Genomic DNA, 15,316 nt, shown 5'->3' with positions numbered 1-15,316 from the left:
CTAAAGCTCCACGGCCTCGGCGATGGCGATGCGGCTGCGCCGTTCCGCCTGCAGTTGCAGCTCATCCTTGTCGGCCTCCGCCAGGGGCAGATCGAACCAGAAGGTGGTGCCCACCTCGGGCTCACTCGCCATCTGCACTTGGGCGCCGTGTTTTTCGAGAATCCCGCGCACGATTGAGAGACCCAGCCCGGTGCCCACTTCCGTGTGAACGGCGTTCTCGACCCGGAAGAAGCGATCGAAGATGCGCTCCTGATCAGCGCTGCTGATGCCGCAGCCCGTGTCGGCAATCTCCACCCTCAGCTTGGGAAGCGGTGAGGTGAGGGCGCAGGTGGGTCCGTCACTGCTGGTGATCGCGGTTCCCTCCACCGAACAGGCGTCGGGCCAGGGATAGGCCCGCAGCGCCAGGGGACCGCCGGGGCGGCTGAACTTCAAAGCATTGCCAACCAGATTGTCGAGCACCTGGAGCAGCAGGTCCCAGTTGCCCAGCACTTCGGGCAGTTCTTCGTTGACATCCAGCACAAGTTCCACCTGGCGATCCTCGGCATTCAGCCGGTAGGTGCGCAGGGTCTGCTCCATGGCCGGGCGCATGCTGATTGGTTCGAGCTGCAGCGTCCGGCCCGACTCCAGCCTGGAGAGGTCCAGCACATTGTTAACCAGCCGGGTGAGTCGATCGGTTTCGTCGTTGGCTACCCCGAGAAACTCCTTCTGTTCATCGGGGCTGAGCTGATCGCCGAGGTCGTGCAGGGTTTCGACGTAGCTCTTGATGTTGAACAGCGGCGTGCGCAGCTCGTGAGAGACGTTGCTGATGAAACGGCTCTGGGCCGCATTCAGCTCCACCTCTCGCGTGAGGTCCTGAATGGTGACGGCGATGCCCTTGAGGGTTTCACCGCTGGCATCACGCACCGCTTGCAGAACGATGCGCAGGGTGCGGGCCGGTTCCCCCACGCTGCAGCGCAGGTCTTCACTGTCTGCTGCGCTACCGAGCAGGGAATCGAGGGGACTGTGCAGTTCGATGGCAAGCAGTTCTGGCAGTTCCCCCACCAGCTCCTGGCCTTCCAGGCTGCGCCCTTCCCAACGAAACAGACGCCGCGCCGTGGGATTGGCCAGCACGATGCGGCCATCGGCATCCAGCAGCATGGCGCCGTCGGCCATGGTGGCGATCAACGACTGCTGCTTCACCTGGGCGGCGGTGAGCTCCTCGATATTGGCCTCGTCGTAGGCCTCGAGCTGGGAGGCCATGGCGTTGAAGCCGGTGAGCAGTTCCCCCAATTCCCCCCCAACTGGCAGGTCAACCCGGGCGCCGAAGTTGCCGGAGGCGACTGAGCGCACCCCCCGCAGCAGTTCCTTCACCGGTCGGGTGATGGTGAGGGCGTTGAATACCGCGCCCAGGATCACCAGCACCCAGATCGAGATGAACACGGCCACGGTCACCTCCCTGGTGAGGGCTGCGCTGGCCAGGGCGGTCTCATTCGGGTTCACCCCGAGGCCGAGAACGCCGTAGTACTGACCTCCCCGGATCAGGGGGACGAACACATCGGTGACGGCACCCTGGGGCGTGAGGTGTTGCCGCACCAGGGGGTTCTGGGGGCGTCGACGTAGTTCATCGGGCAGCTCCAGTCGTCGGTTTAGACGAAGCTCCCCATCGCCACTGCTGGGGGTGGCGCTGATGGGAATCCCCAGATAGACGACGCCTTCAGGATCGGCGAAAAAGATGTAGCGGACGCTGCGGCTGGAACGCCAGAACTTTTCGGCGACGTTGGCCAGCTCACGGTCCTGGCCCTGAGCAACCAGCTCAGTTACATTGCCGGCCAGCAGCAGGCCCAGATCCCGGGCGTAGCGCGTGTCGTTCATCACGGCATCGCGCTGAATTCCGTTCAGCGCGAAGAACGTGATGCCCGTCATCATTAGGCTCACTACCAGGGTGGCAATCGCCAGCAGCTTTGTCTGGAGGGTGAATTCCGCCCACCACGCGGTGATGCGGTCCCAGAGGTTCTGGTCGTCTCCCGGCGGCTTGCCATTGGGGGGAAGCGCCCAATCAGCGATTGTTGCTCCGCTGCTGCTGCTCATCCGCCCGAGCGCACCTGATGGCCGATATCTCGACGGTAGGTGATTCCGGCGTAATCCAGCTGATTGAGGCTGTTGTAGGCCCTGGCAAAGGCGGCATCGAAGTCATCGCCCTGGGCGACGACGGCCAGCACCCTGCCCCCTGCGGTGAGCAGTTCGCCGGAGCTCTCGCGGCGGGTGCCGGCATGAAACAGCTGATGGCTGGGGCTGGGGGCGAGGTCGATGCGTATCGCATCGCCTTTGCGGGGGGACTCGGGGTAGCCCTCGGCGGCCGCCACAACGCAGGCACTGCAGCGTTCGGCGATGCTCAGTTGTGGGGCCAGATCCAGGCGTCCCAGGGCACAGGCCTGCAGCACGGCGCCGAGCTCAGGGCCGAGCAGGGGCATCAAGGTCTGGCATTCGGGATCGCCGAAGCGACAGTTAAATTCGATCACCTGGGGCCCATCGGCCGTGATCATCAGGCCTGCGTAGATCACACCGCGGTAATCGATGCCCCGTTCGCGCAGGGCTTTCAAGGTGGGCTCGAGCACGATGCGGCGTACCTCCTCGAGGCCCTCGGCACTCAGAAGCGGGGCGGGGGCATAGGCGCCCATGCCGCCGGTGTTGGGGCCGAGATCACCGTCCTTGAGACGTTTGTGGTCCTGCGCCGGTGGCAACAGCACCATCCGCTCCCCATCGCAGAGGGCGAACACCGACACTTCAGGGCCCTCCATCCGCTCCTCCAGCACCAGCTGGGAGCCGGCGGCACCGAAACGCCCTTCAAAAGCCTCGCGGATGGCGGTTTCCGATTCCTCCACGGTGTCCGCCACCGTGACGCCCTTGCCGGCGGCCAAGCCATCGGCTTTGACCACCAGAGGCCGTTGCACCTCCTGTAACACCGCCAGGGCCTCGGCTTCACTGGTCACCGCCCAGTGGCCAGCGGTGGGGACCCCCTCCTCCTGCATCAGCTGCTTGGCCCAGGCTTTGCTCGCCTCCAGTTGGGCACCCTCCGCTCCCGGGCCGAACACGGCAAAACCCGCATCGCGCAGGGCATCGGCGACGCCAGCGGCCAGCGGCGCTTCCGGACCCACCACCACCAGGTCGACGGCGTTCTGCTGGCACAGCGCGATCAACCCAGCGCTATCGGTTTCGCCCACCGCCATGGCGCTGCCTTCCGTGCCGCCGTTGCCAGGGGTGATCCAGACCGTGTCCAGACCCGGACAACGGCCCAGGGCCCAGGCCAGGGCCTGTTCCCTGCCGCCGCCACCGACGACGAGGGCACGTTGGAGGGCGGGCAGTGTGGTGGGACGGGTGGACGACATGGCCATAGTTGCGGGAGGAACGGTTTGGGCCTCGTAGGTTTTCCTTTGTAGACCGCAGCCCGCCATGGGGACTCCCCTTTTCCCCTTTGCCCTCACCCTTATGGCTGCTGTCACGGCAGCCCCGGATCCGCGGGTGATGCGCGAGGAACGCTTTCAGAGCGTTCTCGCTGAGATGGATCTGGCCGCGGCGGAGCAGGCCTGTCTCAACCCCCGCATTGCCAACTCCGATGGCCGTCGCCAGCCTTTGCGTGACCAGCTGCTGGAGTTGCATCCGGTGATCGATTCGTTGGAGCTGGTGCTGGCGAACGCTGAAGCCCTGATGGTTTGCGGCGCCCCCGAAGCTGCGGCCGCGGTGCTCAACCGCTACAGCCCCCGCGCTGGCGATGAACGGCGTCAGTGGTTGTTGCTGCGCTGGCGTGCAGCAGCAGCGGCCCTGGATCACCGCCAGGCGGCTTTGGCGCTGCGACGTTTGGTGGATGGCAACCTGAAGGCTCTGGATGCGCCTCTGTTCCCTGATCAGCCGTTGCCGGATCAGGGCAATGGACTTGATCAGTTGGCTTTGCATGAAGCAGCCCTGGGCCGCAACGCTGTGGCTGTGGAGCTGCAGCTGCTGGGCGACCTGACGGGCGTTCAGGGGGCGAAACGACTGGCGCGGGCAGTGCAATGGCTCGATGCCGAACAATTCGAGCAGGCCGATCAGCTGCTGGAAACCGCCTTGGACCAAGCGGCAGCAGCAGAGGCCTGGGGACTGGCCATGGACCTGCTGCATCAACAGCTGCAACTGCAGCTGGCGGCTGGGGGCGATGGCGCGCGGCCGCGGCAGCGGATCCAACGGTTGGCCACTGTCCTCAACGATCGTTATGCACTCCAGCAACTGCATCCGGAGGTCGAGCCCGATCCCCTGCTGCGTTCACCGCGGGAACCCGGAGGCCATGCTGATGTAAGACCATCAGCCGTTGCACCGTCGCTATGACGTCCGATCACGGAGAGCTGCTTTACGAAGGCAAGGCCAAGCGGGTGTTCGCCAGCACGGATCCCGACCGGGTGCTGGTGGAGTTCAAGAATGACGCCACCGCCTTCAATGCCAAGAAGAAAGCTCAGCTGGACGACAAAGGTCGGCTGAACTGCCAGATCTCAGCACGGTTGTTCGAGCTACTGGAGAGTGAGGGGGTGCCGACCCATTACTGCGGTCTGGTCGGGGAGACCTGGATGTTGGTGCGACGGGTGGAGATCATTCCCCTCGAGGTGGTTCTGCGCAACATCGCCACTGGATCGCTGTGCCGTCAGACGCCGATCGTGGAGGGGACAGCCATCGAACCTGCCCTGCTTGATCTTTATTACAAGGATGATTCCATGGGCGATCCGCTGCTGACTGAGGCGCGCGTGCAGCTGTTGGGGGTTGCAGACCCGGCGGGACTGTCAGCAATTGAACAATTGGCCCGTCGGGTGAATGCCGTGCTCAAGCCCTTCTTTGAAGGGCTTGAGCTGCAACTGGTGGATTTCAAGCTGGAGTTGGGGCTGGCATCGGATGGAACACTCCTGCTCGCCGACGAGATCAGTCCTGACACCTGCAGGCTCTGGGACCGCCGCAACAGCAATGCCGAGGACCGGATTTTGGACAAGGACCGCTTCCGCAAGGATCTCGGTGGGGTGATGGAGGCCTACGGGGAGGTCCTTAAACGGGTCCAAAGCAGCTGCCCCAACCCCCGCAACTGCCTGTAAGGTCAGCGCAACTTTTGTGGCTTCGGCCCAGCCTCCGTCTCGATGACCCGTCGTTCGACCCGCCGCTCCTCGGTTGCCGTTCGTCGCACGGTTCTGGGTCTGATACTGGGAATCCCCTTAGTGGCTCCACCTGTCATGGCTCAGGAGGCCATGCCTGAGAACCAAGCTGCTGAGAGTAAAGAGGTCGTTGTGGCTCCCACTGTTGGTGAAGACGCCCTGGTGGAACAGCCCCGGGTGCTGATCTCCGAGGTGCTGATTGAGGGTATCGAGGGCCACCCGGAAGAGGAACGTCTTCAAATCTCCACCTACGACGCCATGCGGGTGCGTCCGGGGATGCGTGTGAACCGTGAGGAGCTGCAGAACGATCTGAATGGCATTCAGGCCACGGGTTGGTTCTCGGATGTGCGGATCGTTCCTCAGAACGGACCGCTCGGGGTTCAAGTGGTTGTTCAGGTGCAGCCCTTCCCTCCGCTGAGTGCCGTGGAGATCAACGGTGATGAGGAGAATCTTCTCTCCGATGAGCTGATTGAGGAGACGTTTGCCTCCGATTACGGCCGTACGCTCAATCTCAACGATCTGCAGCAGCGGATGAAGGCCCTGCAGGCCTCAGTAGCCGGTCTGGGCTATTCCCTGGCGCGGGTGTCCGGTCCGGAACGGGTCAGCCAACAGGGTGTGGTCACGTTGAAGCTGCTCCAAGGGAGTGTGTCTGGCATTGAGGTGAAATTCCTCACCCAAGATGGTGATGACACCGATGAGAACGGCAACCCCATACGCGGCAAAACTAGGGAGTGGGTGATCACCCGAGAGGTTTCGATTCAGCCTGGTGATCCGTTCAACCGCAACCAGCTGGAGCGGGACATCAAACGGTTGTATACAACCCAGCTGTTCAGTGATGTGAAGGTCACTTTGAGGCCTGTGCCCGAAGAACCCGGCGACGTGGTGATCGTGCTGGGCATCGTTGAGCAGTCCACCGGCCAGCTTTCCGGAGGCCTTGGCTACAGCCAGAGTCAGGGTGTGTTCGGTCAGGTGCAATTACAGGAGACCAACCTCCTTGGAAGAGCTTGGAATTTGGGCACCAACATCACCTACGGGCAATACGGCGGACTCGCCAACCTCAACTTCTCGGACCCCTGGATCTATGGCGATAAGCACCGCACGAGTTTCCGCACGTCTCTCTTTTTGAGCCAGCAGGTGCCTCAGGTCTTCCAGAGCGAAGAGAATGGCAACATCCGTACGGCAGAGGAATATGCCAATAACGGCTCCAATTTTGCTTATGAAATAGGCAATGTTTACAACTTCACGGCAGGTGTTGCAGCTCCTGATGATGTGAATTTGGCGCAAGCCGCTTATCCGAACCGCAGTTGGTTTGATTACGAGGGTGACACGGTGGTCCTGCGCAAGACTGGCGGCAGTTTCTCCTTCTCCCGTCCTTTGAACGGTGGTGATCCGTACAAAGACGCTAAGTGGAATGTTGTGGCTGGCATGTCTTTTGCTGAAGTGCGGCCAATCAACTTTGCAGGTGATTCAAGGTCCTACGCCGTTTCCTCCAAAAAGCGCAGTGAAGGGAATGGTGAGGTCGGCAAAGATGAAATTATTTGCGTTTCGTATAACTGCGCAGATAGCAACACCCTCATTGGGACTCGTTTTGCTACCACCTACAACACGCTCAACAATCCCCGCAACCCCACCGCCGGGCGGTTTTTCTCAGCAGGAACTGAGCAATTCGTGGGAATCAATAGCAACTCTCCCACCTTTAACCGGTTGCGGGCGAGTTACACCCAGTTCTTCCCTGTGGACTGGCTCAAGCTTCATAAGGGCTGCCGTCAAAAGCCCGGCGAACAGGCTGATTGCCCCCAAGCCATCGGTGTGCAGATCAAGGGCGGAGTGCTTATGGGTGAAGCGCCTTCTTACGAGGCGTTCTGCATGGGCGGATCTAACTCGATTCGTGGTTGGTACGACTGTGATCTTGCGGTTTCGAAGGCCTTCAGCGAACTCACCCTCGAGTACCGCTTCCCGCTGATAAGCATTATCTCCGGTGAGGTGTTCATGGATGCCGGTACTGATTTCGGCACCCAGAAAGATGTTCCTGGCAAGCCCGGTCTGCTTCTGGATAAGGACGGTTCTGGTGTCTCTGTTGGTACAGGGGTGATCGTGACCACCCCTGTCGGCCCAATCCGCTTGGAGGTGGCCACCAAAGACTTTTCATCCGACTATCGCTTCAATCTGGGCGTGGGCTGGAAGTTCTAGTGACCATCTGGCCTCAGGACTACTCCGCTGCTTGGACATTGGCGGCGGAAACATCACGCTCTGGCGTCGGTCTCCACAGTGGAGCTGAGGCCCATGTTGAGCTTCGGCCGACGGAACTGCCGGGTTTCCACATGCGTTTGCCCGGGATGGAGCAGCCGATCCAGCTTCGGCCGGATCAAGTCCGTGACAGCCCGTTGTGCACAACCTTGGATTTGGGTTCCAGCAAGGTGGCCACCGTTGAACATCTGCTGGCGGCCCTGGCCGGTTGTGGGCTCAGCCATGTGGAGATAGGCCTCAATGGCCATGAAGTTCCGCTGCTCGATGGCTCCGCCTTGGGCTGGGTAGAAGCCATCGAAGCCGCTGGGTTGGTGCCGGCGGCCACCCCACGGCCGTCTGCACCGCGGCTGGAGCAACCCCTGCTGCGCACACGTGGCAACAGTGTGATCACCGCCACCCCGTCCGATCGATTTGGCATTGTGGGCATCATCGATTTCCCGCAGGCGGCCATCGGGCGACAGCAGTTCGCTTTGGAACTCTCGCCCCAACGCTTTGTCGATGAGATCGCTCCAGCACGCACTTTTGGTTTCCGGGAGCAGGTGGAGCAGCTGCGCGCTGCCGGATTGATCCAGGGCGGAGCCCTGGACAATGCCCTTGTCTGTGACGGTGATCAGTGGATGAATCCGCCGCTGCGGTTCGAGGATGAGCCGGTGCGCCATAAGCTCTTGGACTTAATCGGCGACCTGGCCCTCGTCGGTTTTCCCCAGGCACAGGTTCTTGTGTACAAGGGATCCCATGGTCTTCACACTGATCTCGCAGCCGCTTTGTGACTGAATCCACCACCCCTGACGTCGTGCTCACCAGCGAGCAGATCGCCGGTTTGCTCCCGCACCGTTATCCCTTTGCTCTGGTGGATCGGGTTATCGCCCATGAGCCCGGTGTTTCGGCCACGGCGATCAAGAACGTGACCATGAACGAGCCCCAGTTTCAGGGGCATTTCCCCGAGCGTCCGCTGATGCCAGGGGTGCTGATTGTCGAGGCGATGGCGCAGGTGGGTGGTCTGATCGTCACCCAGATGCCCGATCTGCCCAAGGGACTGTTCGTTTTTGCCGGGATTGACGGGGTACGCTTCAGAAGGCCTGTGGTTCCTGGAGATCAGCTGGTGATCCGCTGTGAACTGCTCGGCCTAAAGCGCAAACGCTTCGGCAAGGTCAAGGCGGAGGCCACGGTGGACGGCGATCTGGCCTGCACCGGGGAATTGATGTTCTCGCTGGTGGACTGAGCGGGATGTCTCAGCAAACGGCGTTACAGCAGATCCACCCCACTGCGGTGGTGGACCCGAAGGCCGAGCTGGCCTCCGGCGTGGTGATCGGCCCGGGTGCGGTGGTAGGGCCTGAGGTAGTGATCGGTGAGAACACCTGGATCGGTCCCCATGCCGTCTTGGATGGTCGGCTGACCTTGGGCCGTGACAACAAGGTGTACCCGAACGCCTGCCTTGGTCTTCCGCCGCAGGATCTCAAGTACCGCGGTGCCAATACCGAGGTGTTGATCGGTGATGGAAATACGCTGCGGGAATGCGTGACGATCAACCGCGCCACCGAAGAGGGCGAGTTGACCCGCATCGGCAACGGAAACCTGCTGATGGCTTATTGCCATCTGGGCCACAACTGCGATCTCGGCAACAACATCGTGATGTCAAATGCCATTCAGGTGGCGGGCCACGTGGTGATCGAAGACCGTGCGGTGGTGGGTGGCTGTCTGGGCATTCACCAGTTTGTTCACATAGGTGGAATGGCGATGGTGGGCGGGATGACCCGCGTCGACCGGGATGTTCCCCCCTACTGCCTGGTGGAAGGCCATCCGGGCAGGGTACGGGGGTTGAACCGCGTGGGCCTGAGGCGCAGTGGCCTGGCTTCGAACCACGATGGTGCTGAACTCAAGCAGCTCCAGGAGATTTGGACTCTGATGTATCGCTCTGACCTGGTAATTGCTGATGCGCTTCAGCGGGCCCGCAGCCAGCCCTTGCTGCCGGCGGCTGAGCACTTCTGCCAGTTCCTTGAAGCCTCCACCGGTCAGGGCCGACGGGGTCCGATGCCAGTGCAGGGCCGCTGATGGTTCGGCTGCTGATCAGCACCGGGGAGGTCTCCGGTGATCTGCAGGGCAGCCTGTTGATTCGCGCCTTGCGGTTGGAGGCGGAACAACGGGGGCTTGAGCTGGAGGTGCTGGCTTTGGGAGGTCCGCGCATGGAGGAGGCGGGCGCGGTGTTGATCGCCGACACCGCGCCGATGGGGGCCATCGGTCTGTGGGAGGCCGCTCCGTTGATTCTTCCCACGCTGCGGCTGCAGGCCCGAGTAGATGCGCTGTTGGAGGAACAGCGCCTTGATGGGGTGGTGCTGATCGACTATGTCGGGGCCAATGTGCGCTTGGGCACAAGGCTGCGGCGGAAGCAGCCCAAGCTGCCGATCACGTATTACATCGCTCCCCAGGAGTGGGCTTGGCGCTTCGGCGATGGCAGCAGCACTCGATTGATCGAATTCACCGACAAGGTACTGGCGGTTTTCCCTGCTGAGGCCGAGTTCTATGGAGCCAGAGGTGCGGATGTGAGCTGGGTGGGCCATCCCCTCTTGGATAGCTTCCAGAACCTGCCCGATCGCGCCAGCTCCCGTCTTCAACTGGGTCTGGACCCTGATGCCCCAGTGCTGTTGTTGCTGCCGGCCTCGCGGACCCAAGAGTTGCGCTACCTGATGCCACCGTTGGCCCAGGCGGCGGCCCTGTTGCAGCAAAGCCATCCTGATCTTCAGGTGCTCCTACCTGCTGGGCTTGCGGAGTTCGAAGCGCCCCTGGATGCAGCGCTCCAGGCGGCCGGCGTGCGCCATGGCCGGGTGATTCCCGCTGCTGAAGCGGATGGGCTTAAGACCACCCTCTGTGCGGCAGCGGATCTCGCCTTGGGCAAGTCCGGCACGGTGAATCTGGAGCTGGCCCTGCAGGGGGTCCCCCAGGTGGTGGGGTACCGCGTGAGCCGACTGACGGCCTGGATTGCCCGCCACGTGCTGCGCTTCCAGGTGGATCACATTTCGCCGGTGAATCTGTTGCTCAAGCAGCGGTTGGTGCCGGAGCTACTGCAGGACGAACTCACGGCCGAAGCCCTGGTGGAGAGGGCGCTTCCCCTGTTAACCGCTACACCGGAGCGCCACGACATGTTGGAGGGGTACGCGCGGCTGCGGACCACCCTGGGTGCTCCTGGGGTCACCGAGCGGGCGGCCAAGGCCATCTTTGATCAGGTGATCGGATGAAACGAACCTTGCTGCTGCTTTTTACCTGCCTGATGTTGCTCAGCTGTCCCCAGCGCGCCATGGCTGAGCTTCAGACGGCGGTCTTCGCCGGTGGCTGTTTCTGGTGTTTGGAGCACGACCTGGAACATCTGCCCGGGGTGCGTGATGCCGTGAGTGGCTACAGCGGCGGGCAGCTAGAGCGCCCCACCTACCGGCAGGTGAGCAGTGAGACGACTGGTCATCAGGAAGCGGTGCAGGTCCGTTTTGACCCGGATCAGATCAGCTACTCGGAGCTGCTGCGCAGCTACTGGCGCAATGTGGATCCCCTCGATGGCGGCGGCCAGTTCTGCGATCGAGGCGATTCCTACCGGCCGGTGATCTTCACGGCTGATGACGCCCAGGCTCAGGCGGCTGAGGCCAGTGCGTCGGCAGCGGCCCGTGAGATCGGACAACCACGGTCTGTATTGAAGGTGGAGCTCACGCAGGCGACTCGCTTTTGGCCTGCCGAGGGTTACCACCAGAACTACGCGGAGAACAACGCCGTCAAATACAACTTCTACCGGTTCAGCTGCGGTCGTGACCGCAAGCTCGACAGCGTCTGGGGCGACAACGCGCGCTCAGGTAACGCCTGGGTGAACTAAATCTGGTGCAGCCTCATTCCTCTGCAGAGCGCCCCCGATGCGCGCACGGTCGCTCAGCCAGATGATTACCCGCGTGATAGCTCACGCGAGGGCGACAGCCAACAGGATCGAGAGCAGCGACTCCACAGCACAGCACTAGAGGACTCAGGCACTTGCTGGATGCTCCTAAATATGTCGATCTGAGCAAGGAATGCGTGGGGACTGTTGCGATCAGTCGCTTGCTTTGGCGTCCTTGTTCTTGTCTTTTGCTGGCTGTGTTGTTGCGTGAGGCTTGGATGCTGATTTGCAGGCCAGGGAGGCTTCCAGGCGCTGCAGCTGCGCTTCGCGCAGGGCATCGGAAATGCTGAGGGTGCGGTCAGTCATCGATTGGCGTTCTCGACGGCGGCTGGCTCAGGGCCTTGTGCGATCGAAAGGGGGCCTACGGATCTGAAGACTGGTGAAACTTAGACGCCCACGGGTCAAGGTCCAGGGAGCAAAAGTGCTTACGTCAGTGTCTGGCAACACGTCCGCGCTTAAGCGCCAGCGCGATTTTGGCTTGCCAAACCCGTATCGCCATGGCTATGAGTACAGGTGTACTTATTCATGGGCGGCTCATGTCGGTTGATCTCGGTGATCTCGCGGTGAAGGCGGATCCTCCCTTTCTCCACGTCCGCCCAGGGCACTTTGTGATCGTCGCTGGAGACCAGCTCGATCAAGAGGATTGGTGGATGGGGCAGGTGCTCTTCTGTGAGGGAAGTGCTCGCCACCCCAGGCTTCCGTCTCTGTTCCAGGTAGCCGATGTGGATACGGGCGTCATCAAATGGATCAATGCCGACGCGGTCTCGGATGTGATCTGGTCGATGGATGGGTGGCCCGCCAGTGCGCCTGTTTCTTCGGGGTGTTGATCGAGTGGGGGCGTTGATCAAGGGGCTGTGTGTATTTGCGCGAATGGTGTTGGCTTGACGGCTGTCCTATAAGTAGTTTGTAGCGGTTGCTACAAAACGTTCACTCCCTCTTGAGGGGGCGCAGATGCTCCAAGCCATGGAACGGGGACTTGGATTTCTTCGAGGAACATCCAATGACTGCACTTCTCTATCGAGGCCACACCTACGCAGCAGCTCCAGCCACTGCCAAGGCCTGCATTGAATTGACCTACCGCCGCGAGCATTACAACACCTGCCGCCAGGAACTCATGGGCGAAAGCCGCCGCACCCTCACCTACCGGGGCGTCACGTATACCAAGTAGCCCGAAGCCTCTGTTGGCTCCTACCCCTGCCCTTGGCAGGGGTTTTTTGTTGGGCAACCGGATAGCAAGCCACGGTCCAAGGGAGATCCAGGCATCCTGTGGGCGAGCCAGTCAGCATTCGCCGATGGGATCGGACCTCACCGCCATCGTGATCTCCTCGGTGTTTCTTGGGGTGGGTTTTGTGATTGCCAAGTTCTTCCCCGAAGCAGCGTTGTTGGCGGCGGTGTTCTTGGTGGGGCTGGCGATTCTCAACATCGCCCTTTTTCTTGTGGCTTGATGCCAAAAAAGGGGGGTGTTCCCTAGGCGCCCCCGCGTTCGACGCATCCCCCTTTACCGAAAGAAGCCCCCGCAGGATTGCCTGGGCTCCTGCGGCTGGTCGTCGCCATCACGACTGAATGGTTCTGGTTTGAGGGAGTCAAGAAAAAGGGGCCGGGCTCTGTGGGCAGCCTCGCTGCGTTGACAGGGGCCGCACTATGAATATGTTCACTATGAACTTTTTTCATGGCAAACGTCCGCGAGATGGTCAACACCCATCTGCCCGTCGCGCTCAAGCTGATCAACAGCGCCGCCCTGGTCGCGATCGCTCTAGCGACCCTCTGCGCTGCTAGCTCTCTGCGTGAGATGTCTGGCAGGTCTGCTGCTCCAGCGGCTGTCACTGAAGCCAACTGAGCCCGATGAAATGGAGCGATACCCCTTATCGCTCCAGGGGATCTCGCCGGCCGTTACTTGATCAAATCTGGTCGAATTCCTTAAGAAACCAATACCCAACCTGTTGAAAAGATTAAGCGCGGCAACCTGATTGATTCAGCAAGTTCTCAGTGAACAGACGGGTTTCCGGCCATCGACGAAGCTTTTGCTAATGCTTACCATCATTCGGTGAGAGGAGGGTTGTATGTATCTGCTGACCATTAAGGATGGTCTTGGTACCCGTCATATCGGTCCCTACGCGTCGCCGAAGCACGCATCGGATGATCTAGATAGGGTATTGGCAACCTGCTCCGAGCGAGCACGGTGGCAGATTCATGCACTTGAAACTCCAGATCGCTCCCTCGAACTGCAGGCGATTGCCTCCTGACGGGCTGCCTCGTACTGAGCAGGCGCGCCCCGATCAGTCCTGACGTCGCCCAGGAAAGCCTCGGGTCAGCCCGCTGTCGATCATCAGGCCGATGCCGGCGTTGATGCAGATCAGGCTGAGGGTTCCATACCAGAACCAGGGGCCTGCGTCCTTGCCCAGCATCTGAACTACCTTGCGGCTCATTGCCTCGCCGAACAGGCAGAGGCCCACCGGGAGCAGCAGCACCCCCAGCTGGGCCTTGACGTACCAGCGCACCGGGGAGCGGCTCATGACTGGGCCAGCACCCAGTTCACCAGAGTGCGCACGCCGTAGCCGGTGGCACCAGCGGGATTGACGCCTTTGCCCTTGTCACTCCAGACCGGGCCAGCGATGTCGATGTGGGCCCACGCGGTGTCTTTGGCCACGAACTCCTTGAGGAACAGAGCCGCTGTGATCGAACCGCCGGGTCGCGGGCCGGTGTTCTTCATGTCGGCCAGCAACGACTTCAATCCATCCCTGTAGGACTGCCGCAGTGGCATGCGCCAGAGGCCTTCACCGCCCGTCTGAGCAGCGGCGTCGAGGGCTTCAGCCAGATCTTCATTGTTGGACCACAGCCCGGCCATCTCATCCCCCAGGGCAATGACGCAGGCTCCGGTGAGGGTGGCCAGATCCACCACGGCATCAGGCTTCTGCTCACAGGCGTAGAGCAGGGCATCGGCGAGGGTGAGGCGACCTTCGGCGTCGGTGTTGTTGATCTCAATCGTCATGCCGTTGGCGGCCGTGACGATGTCGCCGGGGTGGACGGCGGAGCCGTTCACCATGTTTTCGCAGGAGGCCACCACCATGTGCACCTCAACGCCGGCCGGCTTGAGTTCGGCGATGCTGCGCATGGCACCGATCACAGCGGCACTACCGCCCATGTCGAACTTCATCATGTCGATCTGGGCGGCGCCCACCTTGAGGTTGTACCCGCCGGAATCGAAGGTGAGGCCTTTGCCCACCAGGGCAACGCGGCGTTTCACCTCGCCCTCGGGGCGATAGATCAGGTGGATGAACTTGGGGGGTAGATCTGAGCCCTGGCTCACCGCCAGGAAGGCCCCCATGCCCTTGGCTTCGCAGTCGCTGCGCTCGAGCACCTTGAGCTCAAGGTCATGGTCCTTGGCGATGCCAGCGGCCGTGTCGGCGAGGGCAGCTGGGGTGACCACGTTCGGAGGGGCTGCCACCAGCTCCCGGGCCAGTTCCACTCCGGCGCAGGTGGCATTAACGGCCTTAAAACCGGCGGCGGCGGCAGGGTCGAGGTCAATCAGCTCCAGGGCCGCGGGGATTCGGCGCGGGTCCGGCTCCTTGCGGAAGCGCTGGTCTTTGTAGAGGCAGAGCCGGACGGCTTCTGCACAGATGCGGGCGGCTTCTGTGGCATCGGTTCCAGCCCAGGGCAGTTGCAGGCCGAGGCTGCCTTCACAGCCGATGGCGGCCTTGGCAGCCCGAGCGGTGGCGCCGCGCAGGCGCTCGGCGTCTATCCCATCGCTCTCGCCCATGCCCAGCACCACCAGGCGCTGCGGGCACCCGCCCAGGGGCGTGATCACCAGTTGGTCCCCAGGCTTGCCTTTGAACTTCTGCTGCTTGAGGGAATCGGTGATGCCGGCAAAACGTTGTTCCAGGGCCGTTGCCGTGGCCTCGACATCGTCCTGGGGCAGCCCCACCGCCAGCACATCGCCGTTCCACTCCTGTAAACCGGCGGAGGACAGGGAGAAGCGCATGGGTGGACGCATCAACAGAGGATGAGCGTAGCGATC

The 15,316-nt window shown here is 61.9% G+C and carries 18 protein-coding genes; 13 read left to right on the top strand and 5 right to left on the bottom strand.

The genetic code is table 11. The features are described 5' to 3' along the window. Positions 1-2,067, bottom strand: a complete 2,067-nt coding sequence (locus tag Syncc8109_RS08990; protein WP_006852072.1) for an ATP-binding protein — start codon at positions 2,065-2,067, stop codon at positions 1-3. Continuing rightward, positions 2,064-3,371 (bottom strand): phosphoribosylamine--glycine ligase, encoded by a 1,308-nt coding sequence (purD, locus tag Syncc8109_RS08985; protein ID WP_006850031.1) that lies wholly within the window; start codon positions 3,369-3,371, stop codon positions 2,064-2,066. Before purD ends, Syncc8109_RS08990 begins: the two co-directional genes overlap by 4 nt. Positions 3,372-3,429: 58 nt before the next feature. Here purD and Syncc8109_RS08980 point away from each other — a divergent pair, with 58 nt between their 5' ends. The 8 genes from Syncc8109_RS08980 to msrA are packed head-to-tail and all read left to right on the top strand — an operon-like array spanning position 3,430 to position 11,244. Next, the gene (locus tag Syncc8109_RS08980; RefSeq protein ID WP_006850821.1) at positions 3,430-4,338 is read left to right on the top strand and encodes a hypothetical protein; all 909 of its coding nucleotides are present in this window, start codon (positions 3,430-3,432) and stop codon (positions 4,336-4,338) included. Beyond that, positions 4,335-5,087, top strand: coding sequence for a phosphoribosylaminoimidazolesuccinocarboxamide synthase (gene purC, locus Syncc8109_RS08975; RefSeq protein ID WP_006851466.1), 753 nt, complete (start codon positions 4,335-4,337; stop codon positions 5,085-5,087). Before Syncc8109_RS08980 ends, purC begins: the two co-directional genes overlap by 4 nt. A gap of 42 nt (positions 5,088-5,129) precedes the next feature. Next, positions 5,130-7,334: an outer membrane protein assembly factor gene (locus Syncc8109_RS08970; RefSeq protein WP_006850546.1), complete on the top strand. Its 2,205-nt coding sequence runs from the start codon at positions 5,130-5,132 to the stop codon at positions 7,332-7,334. Then, positions 7,334-8,161 carry a UDP-3-O-acyl-N-acetylglucosamine deacetylase gene (lpxC, locus tag Syncc8109_RS08965; RefSeq protein ID WP_006851857.1) on the top strand — a complete coding sequence of 276 codons (828 nt, stop codon included), beginning with the start codon at positions 7,334-7,336 and terminating at the stop codon, positions 8,159-8,161. Before Syncc8109_RS08970 ends, lpxC begins: the two co-directional genes overlap by 1 nt. After that, positions 8,158-8,613, top strand: a complete 456-nt coding sequence (fabZ, locus tag Syncc8109_RS08960) for a 3-hydroxyacyl-ACP dehydratase FabZ (RefSeq protein ID WP_006849828.1) — start codon at positions 8,158-8,160, stop codon at positions 8,611-8,613. Before lpxC ends, fabZ begins: the two co-directional genes overlap by 4 nt. A gap of 5 nt (positions 8,614-8,618) precedes the next feature. Continuing rightward, positions 8,619-9,443, top strand: a complete 825-nt coding sequence (lpxA, locus tag Syncc8109_RS08955) for an acyl-ACP--UDP-N-acetylglucosamine O-acyltransferase (protein ID WP_006850332.1) — start codon at positions 8,619-8,621, stop codon at positions 9,441-9,443. Then, the gene (gene lpxB / locus Syncc8109_RS08950; protein ID WP_006850890.1) at positions 9,443-10,624 is read left to right on the top strand and encodes a lipid-A-disaccharide synthase; all 1,182 of its coding nucleotides are present in this window, start codon (positions 9,443-9,445) and stop codon (positions 10,622-10,624) included. Before lpxA ends, lpxB begins: the two co-directional genes overlap by 1 nt. After that, a complete protein-coding gene (msrA, locus tag Syncc8109_RS08945) occupies positions 10,621-11,244 on the top strand; it encodes a peptide-methionine (S)-S-oxide reductase MsrA (protein WP_006851114.1) in 624 nt (207 codons plus the stop codon). Before lpxB ends, msrA begins: the two co-directional genes overlap by 4 nt. Positions 11,245-11,454: 210 nt before the next feature. Here msrA and Syncc8109_RS12680 read toward each other — a convergent pair whose 3' ends face one another. Further along, positions 11,455-11,607 (bottom strand): hypothetical protein, encoded by a 153-nt coding sequence (locus tag Syncc8109_RS12680; protein ID WP_006851677.1) that lies wholly within the window; start codon positions 11,605-11,607, stop codon positions 11,455-11,457. A 230-nt stretch (positions 11,608-11,837) separates the two neighbouring features. On the opposite strand from Syncc8109_RS12680, the gene Syncc8109_RS08940 reads away from it, so the two are divergent. From Syncc8109_RS08940 to Syncc8109_RS12950, 5 genes are all read left to right on the top strand, one after another. Then, positions 11,838-12,128: a DUF3104 domain-containing protein gene (locus Syncc8109_RS08940; protein WP_006852087.1), complete on the top strand. Its 291-nt coding sequence runs from the start codon at positions 11,838-11,840 to the stop codon at positions 12,126-12,128. 173 nt (positions 12,129-12,301) lie between these two features. Next, entirely contained in the window at positions 12,302-12,469 is a 168-nt protein-coding gene (locus Syncc8109_RS08935; RefSeq protein ID WP_071823111.1) for a DUF4278 domain-containing protein, read from the top strand. A 124-nt stretch (positions 12,470-12,593) separates the two neighbouring features. Beyond that, positions 12,594-12,746, top strand: a complete 153-nt coding sequence (locus Syncc8109_RS12675; RefSeq protein ID WP_006851498.1) for a hypothetical protein — start codon at positions 12,594-12,596, stop codon at positions 12,744-12,746. A 224-nt stretch (positions 12,747-12,970) separates the two neighbouring features. Further along, complete coding sequence (locus tag Syncc8109_RS12670; protein WP_006851045.1) at positions 12,971-13,138, top strand: hypothetical protein; 168 nt, start codon at positions 12,971-12,973, stop codon at positions 13,136-13,138. Positions 13,139-13,361: 223 nt separating this feature from the next. Beyond that, complete coding sequence (locus Syncc8109_RS12950; protein WP_071823079.1) at positions 13,362-13,544, top strand: hypothetical protein; 183 nt, start codon at positions 13,362-13,364, stop codon at positions 13,542-13,544. 33 nt (positions 13,545-13,577) lie between these two features. Here Syncc8109_RS12950 and Syncc8109_RS08930 read toward each other — a convergent pair whose 3' ends face one another. Both Syncc8109_RS08930 and Syncc8109_RS08925 read right to left on the bottom strand, forming a co-directional pair. Beyond that, a complete protein-coding gene (locus tag Syncc8109_RS08930) occupies positions 13,578-13,814 on the bottom strand; it encodes a hypothetical protein (RefSeq protein WP_025362484.1) in 237 nt (78 codons plus the stop codon). Further along, positions 13,811-15,280 (bottom strand): leucyl aminopeptidase, encoded by a 1,470-nt coding sequence (locus tag Syncc8109_RS08925; RefSeq protein WP_006849611.1) that lies wholly within the window; start codon positions 15,278-15,280, stop codon positions 13,811-13,813. Before Syncc8109_RS08925 ends, Syncc8109_RS08930 begins: the two co-directional genes overlap by 4 nt. Between the last annotated feature and the right edge of the window lie 36 nt (positions 15,281-15,316).

The organism is Synechococcus sp. WH 8109 (assembly GCF_000161795.2).
Taxonomy (GTDB): Bacteria; Cyanobacteriota; Cyanobacteriia; order PCC-6307; family Cyanobiaceae; genus Parasynechococcus.
This window is presented reverse-complemented; position numbering and strand designations above follow the sequence as displayed.